Annotated in this window: 22 protein-coding genes; 12 read left to right on the top strand and 10 right to left on the bottom strand. The window is 32.5% G+C overall.

Going from position 1 to position 25,122, the window contains the following annotated elements:
• Positions 1 to 169 precede the first annotated feature (169 nt).
• Positions 170 to 1,894, bottom strand: a complete 1,725-nt coding sequence (locus tag MXE27_RS06045; RefSeq protein WP_248611504.1) for a response regulator — start codon at positions 1,892 to 1,894, stop codon at positions 170 to 172.
• Between the two features lie 224 nt (positions 1,895 to 2,118).
• Positions 2,119 to 2,844: a class I SAM-dependent methyltransferase gene (locus MXE27_RS06040; protein WP_248611503.1), complete on the bottom strand. Its 726-nt coding sequence runs from the start codon at positions 2,842 to 2,844 to the stop codon at positions 2,119 to 2,121.
• A 223-nt stretch (positions 2,845 to 3,067) separates the two neighbouring features.
• On the opposite strand from MXE27_RS06040, the gene MXE27_RS06035 reads away from it, so the two are divergent.
• From MXE27_RS06035 to comE, 8 genes are all read left to right on the top strand, one after another.
• A complete protein-coding gene (locus MXE27_RS06035) occupies positions 3,068 to 4,159 on the top strand; it encodes a formate--phosphoribosylaminoimidazolecarboxamide ligase (RefSeq protein ID WP_248611502.1) in 1,092 nt (363 codons plus the stop codon).
• A 50-nt stretch (positions 4,160 to 4,209) separates the two neighbouring features.
• Entirely contained in the window at positions 4,210 to 4,821 is a 612-nt protein-coding gene (locus MXE27_RS06030; protein ID WP_248611501.1) for a cadmium resistance transporter, read from the top strand.
• 183 nt (positions 4,822 to 5,004) lie between these two features.
• Positions 5,005 to 5,637, top strand: coding sequence for an archaeal proteasome endopeptidase complex subunit beta (gene psmB, locus MXE27_RS06025; protein ID WP_248611500.1), 633 nt, complete (start codon positions 5,005 to 5,007; stop codon positions 5,635 to 5,637).
• A gap of 103 nt (positions 5,638 to 5,740) precedes the next feature.
• Positions 5,741 to 7,648 carry a beta-CASP ribonuclease aCPSF1 gene (locus tag MXE27_RS06020; protein WP_248611499.1) on the top strand — a complete coding sequence of 636 codons (1,908 nt, stop codon included), beginning with the start codon at positions 5,741 to 5,743 and terminating at the stop codon, positions 7,646 to 7,648.
• A 34-nt stretch (positions 7,649 to 7,682) separates the two neighbouring features.
• Positions 7,683 to 8,711: a phosphoribosylformylglycinamidine cyclo-ligase gene (purM, locus tag MXE27_RS06015; protein ID WP_248611498.1), complete on the top strand. Its 1,029-nt coding sequence runs from the start codon at positions 7,683 to 7,685 to the stop codon at positions 8,709 to 8,711.
• Positions 8,712 to 8,822: 111 nt separating this feature from the next.
• The gene (gene comC / locus MXE27_RS06010; protein ID WP_248611497.1) at positions 8,823 to 9,851 is read left to right on the top strand and encodes an L-sulfolactate dehydrogenase; all 1,029 of its coding nucleotides are present in this window, start codon (positions 8,823 to 8,825) and stop codon (positions 9,849 to 9,851) included.
• 46 nt (positions 9,852 to 9,897) lie between these two features.
• Positions 9,898 to 10,389, top strand: coding sequence for a sulfopyruvate decarboxylase subunit alpha (comD, locus tag MXE27_RS06005; RefSeq protein WP_248611496.1), 492 nt, complete (start codon positions 9,898 to 9,900; stop codon positions 10,387 to 10,389).
• 8 nt (positions 10,390 to 10,397) lie between these two features.
• Positions 10,398 to 10,946 carry a sulfopyruvate decarboxylase subunit beta gene (gene comE, locus MXE27_RS06000; protein WP_248611495.1) on the top strand — a complete coding sequence of 183 codons (549 nt, stop codon included), beginning with the start codon at positions 10,398 to 10,400 and terminating at the stop codon, positions 10,944 to 10,946.
• 21 nt (positions 10,947 to 10,967) lie between these two features.
• On the opposite strand, the gene MXE27_RS05995 is transcribed toward comE, so the two are convergent.
• Entirely contained in the window at positions 10,968 to 12,809 is a 1,842-nt protein-coding gene (locus MXE27_RS05995; protein WP_248611494.1) for a DNA-directed DNA polymerase, read from the bottom strand.
• A gap of 536 nt (positions 12,810 to 13,345) precedes the next feature.
• Complete coding sequence (locus MXE27_RS05990; RefSeq protein WP_248611493.1) at positions 13,346 to 14,038, bottom strand: MBL fold metallo-hydrolase; 693 nt, start codon at positions 14,036 to 14,038, stop codon at positions 13,346 to 13,348.
• 1,151 nt (positions 14,039 to 15,189) lie between these two features.
• Here MXE27_RS05990 and MXE27_RS05985 point away from each other — a divergent pair.
• A complete protein-coding gene (locus tag MXE27_RS05985; RefSeq protein ID WP_248611492.1) occupies positions 15,190 to 15,762 on the top strand; it encodes a COG1361 family protein in 573 nt (190 codons plus the stop codon).
• A gap of 31 nt (positions 15,763 to 15,793) precedes the next feature.
• Here MXE27_RS05985 and MXE27_RS05980 read toward each other — a convergent pair whose 3' ends face one another.
• From MXE27_RS05980 to MXE27_RS05970, 3 genes are all read right to left on the bottom strand, one after another.
• On the bottom strand, positions 15,794 to 16,846 hold the full coding sequence (locus MXE27_RS05980; RefSeq protein ID WP_248611491.1) for an AI-2E family transporter: 1,053 nt from the start codon (positions 16,844 to 16,846) through the stop codon (positions 15,794 to 15,796).
• Between the two features lie 47 nt (positions 16,847 to 16,893).
• Complete coding sequence (locus MXE27_RS05975; RefSeq protein WP_248611490.1) at positions 16,894 to 17,700, bottom strand: dihydroorotate dehydrogenase electron transfer subunit; 807 nt, start codon at positions 17,698 to 17,700, stop codon at positions 16,894 to 16,896.
• A gap of 68 nt (positions 17,701 to 17,768) precedes the next feature.
• Positions 17,769 to 18,671 carry a dihydroorotate dehydrogenase gene (locus MXE27_RS05970; protein ID WP_248611489.1) on the bottom strand — a complete coding sequence of 301 codons (903 nt, stop codon included), beginning with the start codon at positions 18,669 to 18,671 and terminating at the stop codon, positions 17,769 to 17,771.
• A gap of 187 nt (positions 18,672 to 18,858) precedes the next feature.
• Here MXE27_RS05970 and MXE27_RS05965 point away from each other — a divergent pair, with 187 nt between their 5' ends.
• From MXE27_RS05965 to MXE27_RS05955, 3 genes are read left to right on the top strand one after another with little or no spacing between them, the layout of a single operon-like run.
• Complete coding sequence (locus tag MXE27_RS05965) at positions 18,859 to 20,067, top strand: NOP5/NOP56 family protein (RefSeq protein WP_248611488.1); 1,209 nt, start codon at positions 18,859 to 18,861, stop codon at positions 20,065 to 20,067.
• 59 nt (positions 20,068 to 20,126) lie between these two features.
• The gene (locus MXE27_RS05960) at positions 20,127 to 20,426 is read left to right on the top strand and encodes a hypothetical protein (RefSeq protein ID WP_248611487.1); all 300 of its coding nucleotides are present in this window, start codon (positions 20,127 to 20,129) and stop codon (positions 20,424 to 20,426) included.
• Positions 20,427 to 20,454: 28 nt separating this feature from the next.
• On the top strand, positions 20,455 to 21,120 hold the full coding sequence (locus tag MXE27_RS05955) for a fibrillarin-like rRNA/tRNA 2'-O-methyltransferase (RefSeq protein WP_282731008.1): 666 nt from the start codon (positions 20,455 to 20,457) through the stop codon (positions 21,118 to 21,120).
• Between the two features lie 14 nt (positions 21,121 to 21,134).
• Here the strand turns inward: MXE27_RS05955 and MXE27_RS05950 are convergent, their stop codons facing one another.
• From MXE27_RS05950 to MXE27_RS05940, 3 genes are all read right to left on the bottom strand, one after another.
• On the bottom strand, positions 21,135 to 22,910 hold the full coding sequence (locus MXE27_RS05950; RefSeq protein WP_248611486.1) for an ABC transporter ATP-binding protein: 1,776 nt from the start codon (positions 22,908 to 22,910) through the stop codon (positions 21,135 to 21,137).
• Complete coding sequence (locus tag MXE27_RS05945) at positions 22,901 to 23,773, bottom strand: energy-coupling factor transporter transmembrane component T (protein WP_248611485.1); 873 nt, start codon at positions 23,771 to 23,773, stop codon at positions 22,901 to 22,903. The genes MXE27_RS05950 and MXE27_RS05945 overlap by 10 nt, the downstream gene beginning before the upstream one ends.
• Before the next feature lie 65 nt (positions 23,774 to 23,838).
• Positions 23,839 to 24,975 carry an adenosylcobinamide amidohydrolase gene (locus tag MXE27_RS05940; RefSeq protein ID WP_248611484.1) on the bottom strand — a complete coding sequence of 379 codons (1,137 nt, stop codon included), beginning with the start codon at positions 24,973 to 24,975 and terminating at the stop codon, positions 23,839 to 23,841.
• Between the last annotated feature and the right edge of the window lie 147 nt (positions 24,976 to 25,122).

Raw genomic sequence — 25,122 nt, 5'->3', positions numbered from 1 at the left:
AGAAATGAACATCTGTTATTAGCTGAAGAATGAATAATTTTTATAAATAACTCACCAAAGTGCCCATTATAAACAATTAATTGAATAAAGCCAATTAATAGAAATAAGATAGTTTACAATGGATTTACTAAATATCCTATTTTCTTAAATGAGTTTATTGGAAAATAATCTAAGGAATCTTTTTTACACGTTTTAATTGAGATATCTTATTTTTATGGAATTCTAACTCTTTTTTAAAATCATTCTCAAGTTCCAAATATTCCCTTTGAACCTGATTATTGAGTTTTTTTAGCCGGGCTTTATCTTCCCTTAAATTTTTGTTTTCCTCCAAAAGTTCTTTATACTGTCTTTCGTTTCTTCTGAAAGATTCATCATTCTCTTTTCCAGATTTTTGAGAATCATCAAGTTGAGATTTAAATTGATCAAGCTTTATTTTTAAATCACCATTCTCTTTTTCCAGAGCTTCAATCTTTTCATTTAGAGTTCCATCTGATTTAATATCTTCAAAACAATCCTTCCAAGATCCAATATCTTTTAGAATAGATATAAATTCATTAAAAGGTTTACCAATCACATCCTTTGAAGAAATACCCGTAGTCTCAGCTGCTGCTGAACTCCAGTGGATACATTTAAGATGAGAATCCATGGCTAAAAATAGATCAATTGATGAATTAGAGGCCAAATCATATTTAGATTGTTGATTTTCTGAATTATCATTTACTGGTTTAATATCTAAAGAATTTTCCAATGTTTTTAGATCAGTAACATCTTTCAGGTGCACCATATAATTATTCAAATCTTCTTGATCAGGAACATGACCCGTTATGGTTATTTCCAGATAAAGTGTTTTATCCTGAAATTCAGCATTATCCAGATTTATTTGAGCTAAATTCATCTTTAATTCATATTTTAGATCTTTTGAATTCGATAAATCGTTTTTTAAGTCATTACTGAAACCAAGATCTTTAAATAAATTTAGCCATCTTAATTCGCTTAATGTTTTTGCAGAGAAAAATTTTAAAAAAGATTCATTAGCACCAATTAATTCCCCTTCAACATTAAAAATACCGGTTTCCTTAGGAAATTTATTACAAACATCAGTTATTGGATTATTAGAAATAATATCTGAAGTTTTAATCTCATTGAGAATAACAGTTACTCCATTTAAAATGCCTTCATCTCCTTTTAGTGGTGCAACCGTATATTTAATTTCATTTATGGAACCAGAAATATTCTCTAAAGATGCTTCTCCTTTGAGTTCATCACAGCTATTTTCTAATAGTTTAAAAACAGGATTTTCAAAATTTTCAAGTTTGTTATTGGCTTTATTTAACTTTTTTAATTTAACTATTTCATTAATTTTCTTATTCAAAGCAGATTTTACATCATATCCAGTTAAATCTACAGCAGCAGAATTTATAAAATGAATAATTCCATTATTATCCGTTACTATAACCGCACCATCATGTTTTTTAAGATTTTCAGTGATCACCAGATTGCTACTTTCTGATTTTTTATTTTTTTTATAGTTATGCAGCGCCTGATCAATATTCTTCTGTAGAACCGACTCATCAAATGGTTTGAGAATGTAGGCAAATGGTTCTGTTTTTTTTGCTCTTTTTTTAGTTTCTTCATCCCCATGTGCAGTTAAATATATTAAAGGAACATCTTGATGTTTAATTATCTCTTCAGCAGCACTTATGCCATCAATCTTTCCTTTTAAAACTATATCCATCAAAATTAGGTCCGGTTTTAATTCTTCAGCTTTTATAATTGCTTCTTTACCTGAAAAAGCGAACGTGGGCACATCATAGCCTAAAATTTTTAGCTTTCGCTGAAGTTCCATTGCAGTAAGACCTTCATCCTCAACAATAAGTATTCTTGCAGTGGACATGCCAAATTTCCCCCAAATAATTAAATTGCGTTAGTTTCATCCAATATCATAATTAGTATTATTATAATCCTATTTATTTTTAGCTATCATTTGAAGGGTTTTTAGGGCATAAACTGCGAAATTTAAAAACAATAGTAGTCCATCCTCACAGCATGCCCAATAATACTTTAAAAAAATAGGTTTTATAATCTCGATCTACCTAATTATAAAAAATCGAAAAAAAGTTATTCTATTCTTGCATCCACCACAATATGTGAAACGCCAGGAGAATATTTTTTAATAATTCTCTGTTGAAGAAAAGTGACTTTTCTATTATCTGCAGCTTTTTTAATCCTATTTATTGGACGCTCATGCATTATCTTATCGGGAACAGTTTCGTGGTAGTGAATTATGCCCCCATCTACAATACATTTTAGAGCAGATCCTAAAAAGTGATGTGTTGTGCCAACATATCCCATTATAACCCTATCTGCTTTAATCGTAGGGGCAATTTCTTTAGAATCTCCAAGAATAGGTTTAACCCTATTTTCAACTTTATTTAAAATTATATTTTCATTTAAATAGTGAAATGCCACAGGATTGATTTCAATAGAATATATTTTCTCTGCAGGAGAGTGTACAGCAAGGGGAATTGAAAAATATCCGATCCCCGCAAACATATCCACTATATGCTCCCCTTGTTGAACCAACTGTGTTATTCTCATTCTTTCATTAACATTGCCTTTGGACCACATAACTTTAGAAACATCGAGTTTGAAAAGGCATCTGTTTTCCTTGTGTATAGTTTCAGTATTAGATCCGGCTAATATTTTTACATCAGGCTGCCTCTTTTGCCCATTAATATATCCTAATTTAATTACGGTATCTATTCCTGGCATTTTAAGAAATTTCTGAATATCTTCAACATCCTGGTTTAATACAATAATGCTACCAATTTTTTTCCATTTCATAATTCTCACATTGCTACCTAAATTCAGGTACATCCTAAATAAAATTAAGGGTTTAATTTGTGTTGAATAATATTATTTGATTATTAAAAAGTAGTTCCCAAACCCATGAGCTATTATTTATATTCAGCACACATAAAAACAAGACAAAAAAAATAACTATTAGAATAAAAAAATATCATTTAAATATTAATCAAATTGATAATTAACTCGAGGGGAGTTTTATATGAGTAAAGTAAATAGAGAGGAAATTTTAAGCATCCTTGATAAATATGACAAAGAAGACATCACTATTGCTACTTTAGGAAGCCACACATCACTTCACATATTGAATGGGGCGAAAAAAGAAGGTTTTAAAACTGCAGTAGTCTGTGAGAAAGGGCGTGAAATCCCTTACCAAAGATATAAAGTCGCTGATGAATACATTATAGTTGATAAATTCAGTGATATTGTAAATGAAGAAGTTCAAGACCAATTAAAAGCCATGAATAGTATAATAATACCTCACGGATCCTTTGTAGCCTATGCAGGATTAGACAAAATTGAAAATGATTTTTACGTGCCCATGTTTGGAAACAGAGATATACTCCGTTGGGAAGCTGAAAGGGATTTGGAAAGAAAATTAATGTTAGATTCAGGCATTAGAATGCCCTACAAATATGAAAATGCTGACGAAATAGATCGTGCAGTAATGGTAAAGTTCCCTGGAGCTAGGGGCGGGAAAGGATACTTTGTAGCATCTTCTACTGAAGAATTCAATCAGAAAATCCAGTCCATGCTTGAGAGAAACTGGATTGTAGAAGAAGACGTCCCCCAAGCCCACATAGAAGAATATGTTTCCGGAACTAATTTTTGTATTCACTATTTTTACTCCGTTATAAACGACGAGGTAGAAATGTTAGGTATGGATAGCCGATTTGAATCCAATATTGATGGTTTAGTAAGAATTCCAGCCAAAGATCAATTAGACATTGGATTAGATCCATCTTATGTGATTACTGGTAATCACCCAGTGGTGATAAGAGAATCACTGCTACCACAAGTCTTTGACATTGGAGACAAACTGGTGGATGCTGCTAAAAAATTAGTAAAACCTGGCATGAACGGTCCGTTCTGTTTACAAACAATGTGTACAGATAATTTAGAAATAGTTACCTTTGAAATGAGTGCTAGAACAGATGGTGGAACTAACACGTTTATGAATGGTTCAGCTTACAGTTACCTGCTGTTCGGAGAAGAAATGAGCATGGGTCAGCGTATTGCACGTGAGATAAAAAATGCGATAAAAACTGATCAGTTAGAAGATTTAATTACTTAATCTTCTATTCTATTTTAATTTAATATTTTATCAATAAATTGAGTTTTTTCATGACCCAACTCATTTTAACCATTTTTATCGCCACATCTTCATTTATAGCCACTAATTTAGACGACATATTTCTTTTAATAGTATTTTTTGCACATCCCGATTATAAAACATCTTCAATCATTACAGGACAATTTTTAGGCATTTCTTTACTTATTTTAATCAGTTTTCCTGCATTTTTGTTTAAGTCATTTATACCTCCTGTCTACCTGGCAATCATGGGAGTTTTTCCACTGATTATTGGATTAAAACAGGTAGTGAACCTACATAAATCAAAAAAAAATGAGGATAAAGACATACTACCCATATCCAAAAAATCTAAATTAACCACTAGAAAAACATCATTTTTATCAGTTATGGGAGTAACAATTTTTAATGGTGCAGATAATATTGGGGTTTATGCACCATTATTTGCTAATTTAACACTGCCAAATGTTATTTTGACAATTTTTATTTTTCTAATTATGACCGGCATATGGTGTATTATAGCACATTTCATGATAAATAAATCAAGTTTAGGAAATAAAATAAGAAAATATGGACATATAATCCTCCCATTTATTTTAATATTGTTAGGATTTAGTATAATTATAGGAAATTTAACGAAGATATAGTGGATTATTGATTATTAACATATTTGGATTATCATATAATATCCTCATCAAATTGTAATAAAATTCAATAATATTGCACCAGCGCCAGTTAACAACAAACCAACAATATTTATATAACATGAAATCTAATGTAGGGTTAGAACTAATTTTTTTACTATTATTTTTATCCCGAGGTGTTTATTTATGGACGATAAAAACACATTAAAAGGCACTACAACTGTAGGCATTACCTGCAATGATGGAGTTGTTTTTGCTACCGAAAGAAGAGCAAGTATGGGCAATTTAGTAGCCCATAAGGTTGCAGAAAAAATATTTAAAATTGATGACCACATAGTGGCCACTATAGCAGGTTCAGTAGCCGATGCACAAAGTTTAATGAAATATATAAGTGCTGAAGTAGTATTATATAAAATGAGGAATGGAGAAAGAATCAGTATCGAATCTGCTTCTGCATTAGCCTCAAACATTTTACATTCATCTAGATTTTATCCCTATTTCGTACAGACCCTTTTAGGCGGTGTCGACGAAACAGGAGCTAAGATTTATTCCCTTGACCCTGCCGGAGGTATGATTAAAGATAAATTTATTTCCACCGGATCTGGATCACCATTTGCGTATGGTGTTTTAGAAGACAGATACACTGATGATTTATATATTGAAGAAGGGATTGATATCGCCATTCGAGCTATTAAATCTGCTATGGAAAGGGACACTTATTCTGGAAATGGAATATTAGTCGCTACCGTGACAGAAGATGAAGGCTATCGAATGTTGAGTGAAGAAGAGGTGCAAAAGAGGTTAAAAGAGATTAGCTAATTTTTTAACTTATTTCTTATTTCAAATTTTTATTTATCCTTAACGACTTCTAATAAAAGTAAACTTAGTTTACTACATTTTCTATTTTTTTCGAAGTGATTTTATGGTTTCAGAGATTCTTGAAGAAATCAAAAAGACAATAGTACAAAGATTACCCCCTAGAGTACAGGTGGCCAAAGTCGAATTTGAAGGTCCAGAAGTAGTAATTTATACTAAAAACCCGGAAATAATTACCGAAAACGGGGATTTAATTAGAGACCTTGCAAAAGACATTAGAAAAAGAATTATAATTCGTTCAGATCGTTCTGTTCTTACAGAACCTGAAAAAGCAATTAATAAAATTCATGACATAGTTCCAGAAGAAGCTAATATCACAAATATTTCATTTGATGAAGTTACATGTGAAGTGATAATTGAAGCTAGAAAACCAGGACTGGTTATTGGAAAATATGGTGCAACTTCCAGAGAAATTGTAAAAAAAATAGGTTGGGCTCCTAAAATTCTAAGAACTCCCCCCATATCATCAGAGATAATACAAAGGATTAGGAGAACTCTTAGAAAAAATAGTAAAGAGCGTAAAAAGATTTTACAAGAGCTAGGAAATAGGATTCATCAGGGCATAAAATATGAAAACGACTGGACTCGTTTAACATCCATGGGTGGATTTAGAGAAGTAGGTCGATCCTGTTCACTTTTACAAACACCGAACAGTAAAGTTCTTCTTGATTGTGGTGTTAATGTAGCAGGAGGAGATGAAAAAGGGTCTTATCCATTTTTAAATGTTCCTGAATTCGTTTTAGATGATTTAGATGCAGTCATAATATCCCACGCGCATCTGGATCACTCCGGATTTTTACCTTATCTTTATCATTACGGATACGAAGGCCCTGTATACTGTACCACACCTACCAGAGATTTAATGACGCTTTTACAATTGGATCATATAGATATTGCTCACAGAGAAGATGATCCACTACCATTTAATGTTAAACATGTTAAAAAAAGCATTAAACACACCATAACTTTAGATTATGGAGAAGTGACAGATATTGCCCCGGATATACGTTTAACATTACATAATGCAGGACACGTTCTAGGATCTGCAATGGCCCATATGCACATCGGAGATGGGCAGCATAATATGGTTTATACTGGGGACTTTAAAAATGAAAGAAGCCGACTTTTAGAACCTGCAGTAACTAAATTTCCTCGTATAGAAACCTTATTAATGGAAAGTACGTATGGAGGGCATGAAGATGTTCAACCATCCAGAAACTCTGCAGAAAAAGAAATGGTTAAAACCATTTACCATACCCTCAAAAAAGGAGGGAAAATCCTCATACCGGTATTTGCTGTGGGAAGAGCTCAAGAATTAATGATTGTTCTGGAAGAATATATTCGGAATGGGTTAATTGATGAAGTGCCAATTTATATTGATGGAATGATTTGGGAAGCAAATGCCATTCATACTGCACGCCCAGAATACTTGAGTAAAGATTTACGTGATCAGATATTCCATATGGGGAGAAACCCATTCATATCAGATGTTTTCCATAAAGTCAATGGGCTCGATGAGAGAAAAGATATTGTAGAAGGAGATCCCTCCATCATACTATCAACATCAGGTATGTTAACTGGTGGAAACTCAGTAGAATATTTCAAATGGTTATGTGGAGATGAAAAGAACTCCCTGGTATTTGTAGGATATCAATCTGAAGGTTCATTAGGTAGAAGGATACAGAAAGGTTGGAAAGAAATTCCGCTCAAAGAAGATGGTAAAACTAATGTTTACCATGTTAAGATGCATATAAAAACTATTGAAGGATTCAGTGGACACTCCGATAGGCGCCAGTTAATGGATTACGTGCGCCGATTAACTCCAAAACCAGAAAAAGTGTTAATTTGTCACGGAGATAATTATAAAACTCTTGATCTCGCATCAAGTATCTACAGAAGTTACAAAATAGAAACCAGAACCCCTATGAACTTAGAAAGTGTTAGAATTCAATGAAAATAATAATTATGTTTAAAAATTTGGTGATTTCATGGTAACCTATTCTGATTCAGGCGTAGATATTGACTTGGAAGAAAAAACAGTTTCCCAATTAACCTCAAAATTAAAAGAAACTCTAAAATGGCAGGACATAATTACAGAAAGTGGGCACTTTGCCGCTCTGGTGCGTCTAGGCAATAAAGCCATTGCTATGAGTACCGATGGAGTTGGCAGCAAGATTCTTGTTGCTAAGCTTATGGGAAAATACGATACCGTGGGTATAGATTGTATAGCCATGGTTGTGAACGACATACTCTGTGTGGGAGCTGAACCAGTAGCATTAGTAGATTACCTTGCTGTTGAAAAACCAGACCCTCTAATTGCAACCCAAATTGGAGAAGGTTTAGTTGAAGGAGCAAATTTATCAAAAATCGCGATTATTGGGGGAGAAACTGCTTCTTTGCCTGGAATCGTAAATGATTTTGATTTGGCCGGCACTGGAATGGGTCTGGTAGATGCAGATAAAATAATAACTGGGGAAAAAATAGAACCTGGCGATTTATTAATTGGAATTGAAAGTAGTGGGATCCACAGTAATGGTTTAAGTCTTGCCAGAAAGGTTTTATTTGAAAAAGCCGGGCTTAATGTAGATGATCCTCTTCCAGGTTTTGAAGATAAAAAAGTAGGGAGTGAACTTTTAACACCAACTGCCATCTATGTAGAACCAGTTGTAGAACTATTTAATAGTTCCATTGAACTCCATGGAATGGCCCATATAACAGGTGGGGGATTTACTAATCTCAAACGGCTGAAGGAAGGAGTGGGATATGAAATTAATTATTTACCCGACCCTCAACCCATATTTAAATCGATTTATTCATTCGATGTTCCTTTAGAAGAAATGTACCGTGTTTTCAATATGGGAATTGGATTTGTAATAGTTTTGAATGAAAAATATGTTGATCAAGCCATAGAAATAATTCAAAACCATATGCCAGCCCATATAATTGGTAAAGTAACTGAAAATAAAGATGGAAAAGTTAAAATAAATACTTTTGAAGGAACTGAGTTAGAGATGTAATCTTTATCTACTTAATTTATCATCTTTGCATATAGTATATAAATCCAATTACCACTTAATAACTAAATAAAATTCTAATGGCAAACGGGAAAACAAAACAAAGGTGTTTGCATGAAAATAACCGCAGAACAAGAAAAAGCAATCATTACAAAAATATTAACTGAACTGGATGTTGACCCAGAACACGCTGAAATTGTGGCTGAAGTGACTTTAGATGCGGATCTCAAAGGTTTCAGTTCTCATGGAATAGGCAGATTCCCCCAATACATCAGAGGTATTAAAGCCGGGACTATAAATCCACGGGGAGATATAGAGATAGAAAATGAAACTGTTTCCACGGCAATTATTAATGGTAATCATCTTTTTGGTCATTTTGTTGCATACAAGGGTATGGATATGGCCATGGAAAAAGCCCGCGAAACAGGAATAGGTATGGTGGGTATTCATGACTCCAATCATTTTGGAGTAGCCGGATACTACTCGGATATGGCCATTATGGAAGATATGATTGGGATAGTAACTGCTAATACTGAGCCTGCTGTTGCACCTATCGGAGGAAAAGAACCCATATTAGGTACGAATCCTATAGCCATAGGTATTCCATCAAATAAACATTATGTTTCAGTTGATATGGCAACTTCTGCTTCTGCAAGAGGAAAATTATTAGAAGCTGTTCGTCGTGGGGAGAAAATACCAGAAAACGTTGCCCTTGATGCAGATGGAAGGCCAACTATTGATCCACACGAAGCATTGAAAGGATCAATATTACCATTTGGAGCACATAAAGGTTATGCTCTCGCATTTATGATCGAAATAATGGCAGGCCCACTAGTTAAAGCTGCTTTTGGAAAAGGAGTGACTGGAACGGCTAATTCTGAAGTAATGTGTACTAAAGGAGACCTAATGATCGCCATAGATCCTTCTAAAATAGGTGATCTTGATTTTTTCAAAAATCAAGTCGATGAATTCATAGGCGAAGTGAAATCTAGTGAAAATGTATTTATACCCGGCGATATGGAAGTGTTGAATGTTAAAAATCACTGGGATCAGGGAATAGAAATTGATGATGAGTTATATCACCAATTTAAAGATATAGCCGGAGATTTAAATTTAGATATTTCTGATATTTTTTCAGATTAATTATTATTTTTATATATTTATTTTAAAACCATAGAAGGGGAATGAATTGGATAGTACTCAAGCAGTTTATCAGGCACTCAAAATTATTGGAATTGATTTTATTGTGAGCGTGCCCTGTGTTAATTTAGACAAGTTACTTAAAATGATTGATTGCGATAGTGAAATAAAACACATCCCTGTAACACGTGAAGAAGAAGGATTTGGAATTGCCGCCGGAGCATATATGAGTGGTAAAAAACCAGCCATATTGATGCAGAATTCAGGGCTTGGAAATTCTGTAAATGTGTTGGCATCCCTTTACAACTTATATAAATTTCCTATTCTAATGATAATAAGTCACCGTGGAACTGAAGGAGAATTCATGAGCGCACAAGTCCCAATGGGTAAATCAACCCCACACGTACTTGATGCACTGGAAATTGCTTATTTAAATCCTAAAACTCCTGAAGATGCCCTTAAAATTATACCTCAAGGATGGATTCTTGCAGAAGCTGCAGAATTACCCCTGGGAATATTATTAGAAATAAATTTTTGGTAGGGTTTATTATGGAAAGAATTGAAGTACTACAAAAAATTACAGAACAGCTATCCTCAGAGTTAGTTGTTTGCAATATTGGATTTCCTTCCAGAGAACTTTGCCATGTTAAAGATTCCCCTACTCACTTTTATATGTTAGGATCAATGGGAATGGCATCTTCTATTGGTTTAGGGCTTGCTTTATCTCGTGAAAATCAAAAAGTAGTTGTATTTGATGGAGATGGATCCCTTTTAATGAACTTGGGTAGTTTAGCAACTATAGTTAATCAGAAGCCCAAAAATTACATTCTGGTGGTGATTGACAACGAGTGTTATGGATCAACTGGAAATCAGTGCACTTATACCCGTACTGTTGATTTGATGAAAGTTGCTCAAGCAGTAGGTTTTGAGAATTGTTTTAAATTTTTAGACCTTGAAATTGATTTTAAACCTGTTTTAAAATCGAAAGGACCCGTATTTGTTCATGTAAAAGTTACAGCAGGAAATGCAAATGTTCCAGTTATTGATATGAGTGCAGAAGAAATCAAATCTCGTTTCATGAATGAAGTCCAAAAGTGACGTCAATAATAAAAAAATAAATTATTCGTCTTTTTTTGACTTATATGTAGCATAAAAACCATCAGTATCTGCATAAATACTGTGGAAACCATATTTACTTGCTTTTTTCATTGTTTCTTTAATATAATTTCTTCCCCAGGCAGTAATAGCCTCAGCACATTCTATGGAGTACCACCTAAACCTCGAATATCCATATACTCCATACATAGTATTTGCCAGACGTTTTAAAGCATCTTGTTGAACCCCATAAATCTTTTTTTCCATAGGATCTGTGGACCCATACATCTTCTTTTTCAAGCGTACTCTTTCATCCAGCACATACCCTATGACTGAAGGTATGAAACCCTGAGGTTTTTTATAAAATTTGTATCCGTATTCTGGAACTATGTGATATTTTTCCATATCACCTTCACTATACTGTATTTCTATTTCCATGTCTTCTTCCAGAGTAGGGGATGAATTAGGAAGCAGAGTATCTGGAGAAATATTTTTAGAAATAATTAAACTAGGATAAAGACTTCTAAAATCAAACTGCACGATATTCTCATGCAGCCCTATTTCTGGCTCTTTTACATATCCACCAACCACACTTTTTCCTTTTCTCTGGGAAAATTGTGATGATGATGGTTTATTAGGTGCAACCTCCCCATATTCATAAGCTTTGCGCATTAAAAACCATTCTGCCTGCTGGCCAGTGGCCATACGAGTTAAATCAAAGAAAGGTTGGCCAACTAAACGGGTGAGTTCCAGATTTAGAGGTAGGATCTTCTCTGCAATTTTATAAGTGGTCACCACATCATCTAAAGAATATTTAAAAAGTTCATTAAGGGGTTCTCCATCAGACTCCCAGTATTGCCAGAGTTTATCCCCTGGAAGATCAAATTTTTCTTCACCAAATAACTCTAAATAAACTCTCTCCAGCGTATATCGATCCAGATGCATATATCTACGCATAACCAGATAGAGATCCACATGCAGAATACCTTTTATCACTGCAGAATTAGCAAATCCTCTTCGCAAGAATTTTAATTCAGACCCATCAAGGCCTAAATCCAGTTTAATTCCCAGTAATTTTGCTCTATCTTTTATATAGGTAAAATCAAAATTATCAGAATTATAACCAACAATTAAATCAGGACTATGTGTTTTAATAGTATCTACAAAAGCCTGCAACATTTCTTCTTCCGTTTCAACTTTTTCAACGAAATCTAGATGTTCACCTTTAGTGGAAATAACTTTTTCAACACCAAAATTGCCGGATAGGCCAATCATTATTATTTCATCTTTTTCAGCGTTGGGCATCCCATCAGGATTGTGAACTTCAATATCAAAACTTAGAATCTTCAAATCTGGAAACCCTGAGTCTAAATTACGTGGTGATTCATCTAGATCCATGAGCAATACTTTTTCGGGAGCCATTGCTACACACTTAGAACTATTTACTAAATCACCTTTTAATTCAATTTCAGACATGGGAAATAATGCTTTATCAATTAAATATCTTCTGTAAAAAGGAATATCATGTTCTCTGATATCTTCTACTTCACTAAGGTTCCTTATAGAATCCCTCAATTTAGGTACTTCTTGAGGATGTTTTAGAGTAACTTTTAGAAAAACAGCTTCATTCCCTAGATCTTTTTTTTGGACTTTCTCTATCTTCTCAAAGTCAAAATCATCTAACTGCTCCATACAAGCATCCATATCTTTTGGAATAACATAAATATATGGTTTAAATGTCCTATCAAGAGCAATAATCTGTTTTTCATTTCCATGGTCTTTTTCTCTACCAAAAAGCCGTATAACTGCTTTATCATCCTCTGTGACATAGTCAATGTCCAAGAGCACCATTTTCTTGGTTTCCATGGATAATGATTAGTGGGCCCACATTATATAATTTAGTATAACTAAATTCATGATAACGAGAATGGAATTAGACGATATACTGAATTTATTTAGTTATTAAGAGATTTATCCAACTTTTTGATCAATAGATTTTTATTTATTAAATGATCCTATTTCTATAGCCGGAAAAATTTTCCAATATTGATAACTCCTTCATCAAGAAGCTGGAACCTCACCTGTTCAAAAAGAGATCGACGCTCTTTACTTGAGGTGATCATTAGAAAAAAACACTCATGACAGCGAATGTTGGTTGTAAGTGTTGAAAAACAATCAATATGTTTCCACCTATTTTGAGTAACCTGTAGTTTCTTCTATTTTTTAGATGATGAATTGCATATCCACTTAAGACAACTTCAGTTTTATTTATGACCCTACCTTGCCAATTGAGGTCTGATAAATCAAATCAAATAATCTTCTGATTTTGAAAATTATCCATTCGGTATTTTGCTGCCTCAATCATACTGGAATAATAATCCTTTATCCTTATTTTTGATTTTTCATTTAATTTCATTCATTTCCAAAAAATTTTTTAGAAATACATCCATCGAAAACGAATTCCCGTGCCCTGGATAAACAGTGTTTATGTCTAAGCTTTCTAACTTTTTAATACTAATATTTGCTGCTTCCGTGTCATCCATAATAGAATTTAGAACTGGATTTTTTGTGTTTGCGAGCAAATCACCACAAAATAGATTTCCATCTTCAGTTAATATTCCAATAGAACCCTTTGAATGGCCAGGAATATAAATAACTTTAGCATTAAATCCATATTCAGAAAAATCCTCACCATCATCAATATATAACTCTGGTTTAAATCTTTCTGATTTACCAAATCTAAAGAGTATAGGGGCTATTCTTTTAATGAAAAAATTACCTTTTCTGTTCCAGAACATGTCTCCTTGTTTGGCCATTCCCAAATCGTCATAATGCATTGCTATTTTTGTATTGAACTTTTCACACAGATATGCTGCATTTCCAGTGTGGTCAAAATCGCCATGAGTAATTATAATAAGCTTAAGATTTTCAGGCGTGCATCCCGCACTTTCAAGTTCTTTTTCAAGTTTAAAACGCTTATTTGAAGGGCCCGTGTCAATCAGAATATATCCCTTGTCAATTTTTATTAAATAGCAATTTACAGTACCTAATTTAAAACCAATACCAAGTTTTATGGTCTTTATTTTTGATGTCATAGTATTCTCGCTCTTTTATCTAAGTGCAGATGCAAATATGTCTTATTCTCTATATTTTCCAGTTTAATAAATCTGACGATGCAAGGTACTCTGTCATAGGTTTCATAGCATATCAGGAAAATACCCACAACTAAGCTTCCCTGTTGATTTTATTGTTATCCCTCACAGATGGAATCAAAATCAGTTCTCCATCTATTTTCCGACAATATCTCTTGCTAATACTAATAATTAGCAGTTCCAGGAAAATAATAAATTTCTGTACTCATTTTAACCCACTTTTAGTAATCAAATATCCAACCAGATCTAAAAGATTAAGAATATTCCAAATTTCACAGGTATCTAAGAACCATACATGTTCTTTAGATTCAAGTCAAAGTCTCCCGTATGTTTAAGGTCTTCTGAATTATGCCTACTCTTATCATTCCACCAAACAGTCAAAAAAAACTATTAGTGTTAAAACCTTTACCTTGAAACTCATCCTTTGAATTTTAAATCCAAATTATTCTTTTTTTTATCTAATTTATAATTTAATCAATTTTTTCCGTTTTTTAATAATTTATTGACTACTTAAATCTTGTTTAAACGTTTAAAAGTAATTTTTCCAAATTTTCCTCACATTATTGTGGGATTTTCCTCCAACTTCATTCCAAAACCATTGTAAAAATTATAAAAATAAAAAAAATTTAAATCCATTAATTAGAAAAAGAGAATAATTAAATATTATATCAAAAAATATTAGAAATTAATCTTTTATAGCCATCAAAAACAGTTTTAATGTTGTAAATTCAAGTTCCCCGAATATTTACTGAATAACATAGTTTACCAGAAGTTCAGAAACATTGAATAAGAAATAAACTTAAAATAAAACGTTTTGGATCAGAAAAGGTAATGTAAATATAATCAGAGTTTTGGTGGACTTGGACTTTATTTTAAGTATCTTTCCAAGCATACTACTAAAAAATAGATATTTGCAATGCTGGTTAATCACTAATTTCCTTTATGATAAATTTATCCAATACTAAGGACAAAAATTCAGATTACTCAAAAATTAGTTAATACTATTATCACTAAAAGTATTCTTCTGGCAAAAAACTTATAGTTTTAAGTTCAAAATAATGTCTATACTTAATGAAATTAAAATGAGGGATAGCATGAAAAAGAAAATAATTTTATTAATTCTAGCAATGTTCATCCTTTCTTGTAGTGCGGCTTATGCTAAAGATGTGACCGCCATTCAAAAAGGCCCTGCTACAGCTAAAAAAGGTGAAAACATAACTCTTACTTATACCATTCATAATAATGGTAATTCAGACATATATAATGTAAGTGTAGCAGATCAAAACTTTTATAAGTTTTTAGGTACTATAAAAGCCGGACAAAGTAAATCATTCACTAACCGAGCCTATATTCCAACAGACAGAGAAGTTAAAGAGGATTTTGGACCTGATGCCACTGTATCCAACCCATTTTATATAGGTGGGGTTGCAGTGTCTTATCAAAATGCTAATGGTAAAACATTTGGAATTAACTCCAACTCATTAAGTATTCCCTTAGTATCAACTTCAACTAATAAAACCTCTGATGAAACTATTCAAGTAAATATCACTGAAATTAATAATACCAGTGCAAATCCATCCAGCCAAAGTATTATACAACAGATTATGGATCTGATAAATTCCATAATTATGTATGTCCAAAATATGTTTGTTCCTAATTCAAGTTAGGACAACTTAATTTCTTTTTTTATATTGAATTTTAGGATTTTTTGATTTTTAAATCGCTTTTTTTATATGCTACGAGCGCAGCATAGGTCACCCCCAATATTAAAGGTCCTAAAATAAATCCCACTATCCCCAATACCAGGGGCCCACATAAAAATCCTAAAAGAAATATCATGGGATGAATATCTGCATATTTTCCTGAGATTTTTGGTCTAATATATATATCACTCCCACTCAGGAAGAATCCGAACAATAAAACTATTATTCCCCTTAATATGTTTCCAGATGCAAGATCAAAAATGGCCATGACAGTGTAAACTGGCCAAGGCCCAATTATAGGTATTAACTGTAAAAACCCGGTTAAAATTCCTAAAAATAAAGCATACGAATAACCAAGAATATAGAATCCCACCGCAGCCATAATACCAATTATAAGTGCAGTTAAAAAATGTCCGTAAAATATGCTCTTTAAAACCAGGTCAACTTCCTTAGACATCCTGGAAAAAAAGCTCTTACGGTCATGAGGTATGGTTGACGAAACATAATCTGTAATTTTATCCCCATCTTTGGCCAAATAAAAAGTGGCTGTGAAAAATATGAATAATTGGAGAGCCAACGTAGGCAGTGATTTAATTAAGTCAACAGCATAATTTACAATTCCATTCAAGATTCCGTTGATAATAGAACCCATACTATTTAAAAATGAATTAATATAAGGATGGGCTGCGACCGGAAGATGTTGATGTAGACTAAGAGAAGTTTGATTTATTGTCTGATTGAAATTATTAGCACCTACATTTTTAGCAGCACCCACAATATACGGGGCTGAATTTACAATAGTCCCTACAGTATAGGCAGTTAAAGCTATTAAAGGAAGTATAACTATTACCATGGCCAGTATAATAGAGAGCGATTGATATCTGAAGTAAGGTTCAAGTTTCGAGGATATGGGCCTTATTCCGTAGGCAAAGATAGCGCCTAACAGGATCATATCTAAAACTGGAGATATAACTAATAAAGAGAAAATTGAAAGAATTAAAACCACGAAAATGGCAGAAGTGACCGTTCCTTTGAGTTTGTATATCATAATAATCCAAAATATTATAATTTAAATCTTTTTCGGCATTCTATTGATTAATAGTAGTTTCTAGTACCTGAAGCATCTCTATGATATTTTCCAAATTCTTTAATCATTTTGAGCTCATGACTCCAGAAAACCGGCCCTTCAACACATATTCTCCAGCCTTCATTATCCACACAGCACTGACCACACAGTCCCAGGGCACATTTCATATATCTCTCCATGGAAAATTGAGTGGGTATGTGGTGAGTATCCACCATATCAAAAATTCCTTTCATCATTAACTCAGGGCCGCATGTAACTGCCATATCATAAGAGCTATCTTTAAGTAAACCTTCAACTCGATCAGTAGCAAATCCTTGAAATCCACAAGTTCCATCATCAGTACATGTTAAAACATGAGCACCTGTTTTTTTCATTCTTTCAACAAAAAGAAGCTCGTTTTTTGTCATAGATGCACTTATTACATCTACATGAACACCCCTCTTTTGTGCATGGTCTACAAATGATGCAATAGGTGCCATTCCAATTCCTCCACCTATAGCTAGTATTTTTGATCCTTTAATCTCAAATCCTCTACCATATGGACCCCTTAAACCTAACTGATCTCCTTCTTCCAGTTCATGAATCTGTTGTGTGAAATCACCAACCTTTTTTATTGAAATACCAATTTTTTCTTCAATTGGGTCAATTAATGATATAGACATTGGTTTTTCGTCCTCAAAATTCCACACCATCATAAATTGTCCGGGTTGAGGATTATTTTCAGTTCCATCCATTTTCCAGTCAAATATTAATGTTTTAACTGTTTCAGATTCTTCAATTATTTTTTTTATTTCTAAAACATTTGGAGCATGCATTTTATCGCCATTAATAAATGATATAATTAATTTAATATATTTTTAATCTTTATTTTTATTTAAGCCAATCATACATGAGCTAATCCCACCATTTCATCTATATTCTGGAATTTATGCTCTATCATAAATTTTTCCAGACCCTGACAAATTTCAGCGAATATTTCAGGACCATTATACATGATAGCCGTTCCAATCTGGACAGCAGATGCTCCAGAATATAAAAATTCTACTGCATCCTGGTAATTGCTTATGCCCCCTACCCCAATAATTGGTACATTAACAGCAGCATAAACTTCAAAAACACATCTAAGAGCAACAGGTTTTATTGCAGGACCAGACATCCCTCCAAATCCATTAGATAAAATGGGTTTAGCCGTTTTTATATCTATTTTTAATCCAGGGCCAAGTGAGTTAATTAAAGTTATTGCATCCGCCCCTCCTTTTTGGGCATTAACTGCAATTTCAGTTAAATCTGTAACATTAGGCGTTAATTTTGCAACCACCGGTACGGAAACAGATTTTTTAACGGCATTTACAACTTTATACGTTAATTCAGGATCCTGGCCTATTGCCGCCCCACATCCACCCATGGCATGAGGACATGACACATTTAGCTCAATCATATCAACCATATCTTCGATTGAAGTGGCTAAATGTGCGAATTCATCAGGAGAAGCACCGTAAATAGATGCCAATTTAGGTATCCCTTTATCAATACTTTGAAGTTCTTTTTTAAATGTTTCAAGTCCGGGATTAGATAATCCAATAGCGTTTATAACTCCACCTGAAACTTCAACTGTGGTGGGATTTTTATATCCAAAGTTAGGTTGAATTGAGAATGATTTAGTTATTACTGCCCCTGCACCACACCTATAAACCCAGTTGAGTGATGAAGCAGTACTGCCCATAATTCCGGCTGCAAGCATAGTTGGATTTTTTAGTTTTATTCCACATAATTCAGTTTCAAGCATTGAATCCACCTTTAAATAATAATTCAGTGATAAATTGATTAACACCAACGTATTTTTTTAATTATCTCCAGTATTTAAACTTAGACTATTATTTTAACCAAGACTATTTGTAAATATTTCCAATTTAGGGGTTGTAAAGTTTAAAAAAACTTAAATGATTTAAATCATGTCCAACAGATTAATTTTTATGAAGTGTTATCTTAGCAGTTGTGTGGTCGGTTTTTTTGCCTTTAGTGAAGATTTGACTCTCTTGGATTATGAACTTTTCCCACCAAGTAAGATATCTCCACGGCTTTTAGCTATCCGTGAAGGGAAATTAGTGGATGAAGAATCAATTTTATTGAATAGAATAGTTAAAAAATACGATTCAATTATTATTGAAACGAATAAAGGAATTTTTAACTATAAAAACCTTAAAAACAGTGAAAAATTTAAATTTGAAAGCCCTAATCCCGGAGGAGAATATTTAAGATCGAATTTGATCCCCATTTTAATTGAAGTGGGGTCCATAACCGATGAATTATCTTTCAGATCAAGAATTCATACATTATACATTGAACTAACAAAACAGCGCATTCAAGAATCATCTGAAGCTGAAGACAAGCTTCTTATCCAGACCATTAATGCGATTGATGAAATTGATGAATCTCTTGGAAAGCTGGCTGAAAGAATAATGGAGTGGTATGGAATTCATTTCCCAGAACTTGACACCATTAAAAACCATGCAGCATATATAAATTTAATTGCCCAACATGGAAACCGCGACAATATGATTAAAAATGGTTTAAGTAGCTTTAATATAGATATTAAAAGCAGTATGGGTGCTGAAATAGAAGAAGAAGACCTCATCATTATTCAAAATTTTGCAAAATCTCTACATTCATTGCAAGAATCCCGCCAGTCCATGGAAGAATACGTGGATAATAAGATGGAAAAAATTGCCCCTAATCTACGTGATCTGGCAGGTGCATCCCTAGGTGCTAAACTGATAGCACACGTTGGTAGTTTAAAGCAGTTGGCTCTTTTTCCATCCAGCACCATCCAAATAATAGGTGCAGAAAAAGCATTATTTAGGCACCTGAAGACAGGCGAAAGACCCCCTAAACATGGACTTATTTTCCAGCACCCTGATGTGCGAGGGGCTAAATGGTGGCTTAGAGGAAAAATTGCCCGTGCTTTAGCATCTAAAATATCTATTGCAGTTAGAAAAGACGTTTTTTCTGGAGAACTTGACTCTTCTATAAAAGAAAGCTTTTTAGATCGTTTAGAAACTATTGAGAAAGAAAATCCTTTCCCCAAGAGAACTTCTAAAAGTAAAAAAGTAACTAAAACCAGTTCAAAACAGTTGAAAAAATACTCAAAAAAGAAGAAGAAAAAAAAGAAAAAGAAGAAGTGATTTTTTATCTGGAAAGTATTATTGATACAAGTAGAAAATATTATGATGAAGGTGAATAGATGTCTGATATTTTTCCCATAATCTATATTACTACGAGTATTGTTTCCATTATACTGGCCATTACAGCAATATGGTTCTCATTAAGTGTTGAAAAAAGATTAAAAATGAATTTTTTAAAACTTAAAGACCTTATTGAATTGCAGCATGACAGAACTCAGGAATTAATGAATAATATGCACGGTGAATCTAAAAATATCCAGAAAGTAGTTTACAAAACACAAGCAGATATTCATGAAACCTTAGAGAAAATGCAGAAAAACTGTGAAATATCTGATTTAAAAGATTATTTTAAAAAATAATATAAGTTTATAAAATTGCGGTGTTAATATGGAACAAATAGATGGTATAAACCATGCTTATTTCATGAATCAATCATTAGTTACTCCTAATCTAATTCTCGGCGAAAAAGTTTATGGGGAAAAATTATTAGAATGCGAAGGGCAAGAATACAGAGTTTGGGATCCTCGCCGTTCTAAATTAGGTGCTGCTATTTTAAATGGTCTAACCAATTTAGATTTATCCAATGACTCGAAAATATTATATTTAGGTGCTTCTTCTGGAACTACACCCTCCCATTTATCAGATATGGTCCCTGATGGTTTAATATATTGCTTAGAATTTTCCCCTAGAATGATGAGGGAGCTTCTAAGGGTCTGTGAGAAAAGAAAAAATATGATACCTTTATTAGATGACGCCACACGCCCTAAAAAATATTTAAATCTCGTGGAGAAGGTAGATTTTATTTACTGTGATGTGGCACAACCCCGCCAGAGCGAACTTTTCATGGAAAATATGCGGCTTTTTTTAAAAGACAAAGGACAAGGCATGTTAATGATAAAGGCCAGAAGCATTGATGTTACTAAAAAACCTCAAAAAATATTTAGAGAAGAAGAATCTAAATTAAAAACCCATGGATTTAATATACTGGAAAAAATCAAATTAGAACCCTATGAAAAAGATCACTTAGGACTTTTAGTTGAAATTGGTTTTTAAAGTATAATCAAATATCAACCCAACCAACTATCTTTGACATCTTTTAAAGTAATAGCTTCAGGAAGATAATTTTTCACCGTCCTATTTACAAAAGTAGTATAAAAACTATTGTTAGAAAATAATGTCTTAGGAATATTATCAATCTGAATTGCTCCGTCAAAAAGCATCATACACCTTTCAGAATACTCCGCAGCGAAATCAATATCATGCGTAGACATGACTATAGTTAAACCAGTATTTTGTAATTCTTTTAAAATATTTGCCAGATTTAGTTTTGATAATGGATCCAACCCCTTTGTAGGTTCATCTAAGAATAAAATATCTGGATTAATTAATAAAGATTTAACAATAGCTATTTTTTGCTTTTCACCACCACTGCAGTCGTAAGGATGCTTATTTAATAATCGGGACAAATTAAAAAGATCAATTAGCCTTTTCCTTTCATTCTCAGAAATAAATAGATCAGAAGACTTACTTGTGGAAAATTTTTCATTATTTAATTTATCAACAAAGAACTTTTTTAAAAAAGAGGGGTTCGGAGATTCAGTAGGCTGATGAAGATTTAAAGAGTTTAGTGATAGTTCTTCATCCACTGTTTGTTGAGAGAAATGAATCATAGGATTTTGGTTTACATAAGCAATAGTCATATCTTTTTTAAAATTAAGTTTGCCTTTTTTAGGAGTTATCAGACCAGATAAAATCCGAAGTAATGTTGTTTTTCCAGTTCCATTACCCCCCAATATGCTTATAAATTCTCCTTGTTTAATCTCAAAAGAAATCCCTTTTAAAACCAGATTATCTTTAATATATCCAAACCAAATATCTTCGCACTTTAATAATCTAGAAGTATCAAATATTTCTGAAGAATTAGATTCATCTAATTTTTTTACTAATGGATCAATTTGATGTTTATCCATTAATGATTCATTAGAAAATTCTTTTAATTTATTCTGTAGAAAAATTAACTCTTTACGTCCTTCACGTATGGTTATGGGAATTTCAACCTCATCTAAAAAGCGATATTTATTTTTTAAAGCAAAATGAATCTTTGTAACAGAAGGCAAATAATGAGCAAATATAGGATCAATTGATGCTTTTGAGCTTATTTGTCTGGCGTTGTTCATATATTTTATAGAACCTTCTTCTAAAAAAATTGTCCTGTCCACCATTGGAAATACGTTGTCTATTTTATGTTCGGTTATGATAATGGTAATAGAAAATTCTTCATTCAGCCTTCTTAGGATTGATAAAAAATCATGAGCGGCTATGGGGTCTAATTGTGAAGTAGGTTCATCTAAAAGTAGTAATTTAGGCTTTAAAACTAGTAATGAACAAAGATTTACCAATTGTTTTTGACCTCCAGACAATTCATTAGTATTTTTATACAAGTATTTATCCAAACCAAAAAAAGCTGCCATTTCGGCTACCCTATTTCTTATTTCTACCGTGTTTAAACCAATATTTTCTAGAGAAAAAGATAGTTCCTGGATAACATTATCTGATACTAATTGATCTTCGGGGTTTTGGAATAAAAACCCTATGTCACAAGCAGACTGTTTATCATCCATTTTTTCAATATCCACCCCATTATAACATATTTTTCCATTGTATACTCCTGTAGGGCGAATTTCTTTTTTCATACTACTTAATAATGTTGTTTTACCTGAGCCCGACGGACCACATAATAAAACAAAATCCCCTTGTTTTATTTCCATATTAATCTCTGAAAGAACATTTTTATCCTCTTTATCAAATTTGAAGTTGAAATCTTTAAAAGTAATTATTGCCATATTAATCTCTCCTTAAGTTCTAAATAAATTAGAGGGGATAATAAAATTAAAAAAGAAAAATAATATATGTTAAATGGATTATCGTGGAATGAATAACTTAATTGGGGATAAATCTCTATTCTACCCTGTCCCTGTACAAGTCCCCATACACAAATTAAAGTGAAAATAAAAATTAAACTTAAAAAGCAGTAATCTATTCTTTTGAATTTGAATGATAGATAACTTGTTCTAGGTGCAGTCCCATAGCCTCTAGCCTTCATGGAATTTGCAGTAATCATAGATTCTTCTAAAGACCAAGCTATCACCACAGCTAACATTTTCGTCTTATTGGTTATTTTTTCAACTTTGCCTTCCATTTTTTGGTTTTTAGAATATCTCCGTTTCAACTGAAAAACATTATTTACATCACTTAGACGGTGATTTAACATTGGAATAAATCTCAAAGCCATTATAACTATCATTGAAACATTAGGAAACTTTTTTGAAAAAATATAGAGCATTTCCTGATAAGAAACTGCCCGGTTGTACGAACTAAATAATAATATAATTATTAAAAGAGATAAACTCATTAAAATACCATATACTAACGATTCAAAAGTAATAAAGTAAGTTCCAATAAGATATATTTTTGTTGTCCCAACATGAGACACAAGCGGATTTAAAAATATGATTAATATGGACATAGGAATGAAAAAGCGTATTAAATTCTTAAAATCATTACTAATCCCTTGTAGTGCGATTAAGAAAGATACACAGATTAAGAAAGATATTAAATAGTAAGGACTATTGAAAAAGAAAGCAAAAATGATTAAAATCAAATAATAAACAATGTAAACCGCTGGATGAATTACAGTTAACCTCATGAATAAAACTTCCTTATGCAATTTAAATTGAAATCAATAATGCGGAAAATTTGAATAAATATAGTTTAACCATGTATTATGCACCATGAACTAATTTTAATCCAATTATTTAATATAGAATCATTTTCATTCAAAATGTCTTCATCAAAAATCGAAGTATCTATTTTTAAGTTGTGCGGAAGTGTTTTCATAAGCGAAATGGCTGTTTTTTTACCGATTTTTTCAGGAATTAAATTCCATTCTATCTCATCTAAAATATGTAAAATAGAAGAGAGAGTCGCCACCACTAAGGAGTTTTTCGAAAAAGTGTGCAAGTTTTCTAAAAATGTTTCTTTAGTAATCATTTCCATAGAACTAGCAATTCGCCAATACATTTCTTCATCAACCGCGAAACGTTCTAATCTTACCATCATGTCCCTTTGGAATTCTGGAGTTAAATTCGTTTGTTTTGCTAGTGCTGCTTTAGTTGCCTTAATAACACATCGGGCAATCAATTCGCCTAATTTAGAATGTTTACCTGCAATAGTGAGAACATTTTCACAGTCGAGACTGGAAATTATGGAGATTTTATCTGTCCCGGATCCAGTTGCAATTCCCGTTGAATACTTACTTGGAGCCATAAGCTCTTGAAGTGCTACAGTTTTAGCTTCTACTGCTGTCATAACAGCCCTTAAAAGGGTGCTTTCATGTAAATTAGCATTAATTATTAAGATAGTATTTATAGTTCCAGGTTTTAATTCAAAAAAATTAGATTTTTTTTCATAGAAAGATGCAGGATCACCTGCACGTCCCCCATTTACTGCAATACCTCCAGTAATTATAGCTGTAACTTCAATATCTTCAAAATATTCAGAAAATATAGCTACGTTTTGCATATCTGCTGAAGTAATCAAACCGGAAGTTTTTTCAGGGTGTAACCCCAATTTTATTGCAGTATTTTTCAAATATTCTGAAATATTAAGTCTTTTTTGGTCATCTGCATTTAAATCATTACTTTTTATTTGATGGTTAAATATGGCCTCTAAATTCTCATGATATCCTCCGTTTATCCAGGAAGTAGTCAAAGCATTCCTATTTGGAGGTAATTTAACAATAATTGAATCTTTATTGCGGTAAACTTTCTCACCCGAACCTGTTTGGAAAATAAGTTCAAAATTATTATTTATTTCACCCATATCGGATATTCCATATTTTAAATTCATAGAAACACTCTGAAAGAATTGATTCAATTTATATTTATCATATTAGACTTATATACAATAACCAAACTTTTATTAGTAAATTAACATTAATCTCTCTTAAAATTTTACTATCACGTTTTTTCTGGATTTTTCCGTTTAAAATTAAAA

The sequence above is a fragment of the Methanobacterium alcaliphilum genome (assembly GCF_023227715.1).
Lineage (GTDB): Archaea > Methanobacteriota > Methanobacteria > Methanobacteriales > Methanobacteriaceae > Methanobacterium_E > Methanobacterium_E alcaliphilum.
Note: the sequence above shows the minus strand (reverse complement) of the source record. Positions and strands in the feature narration are given on the sequence as shown.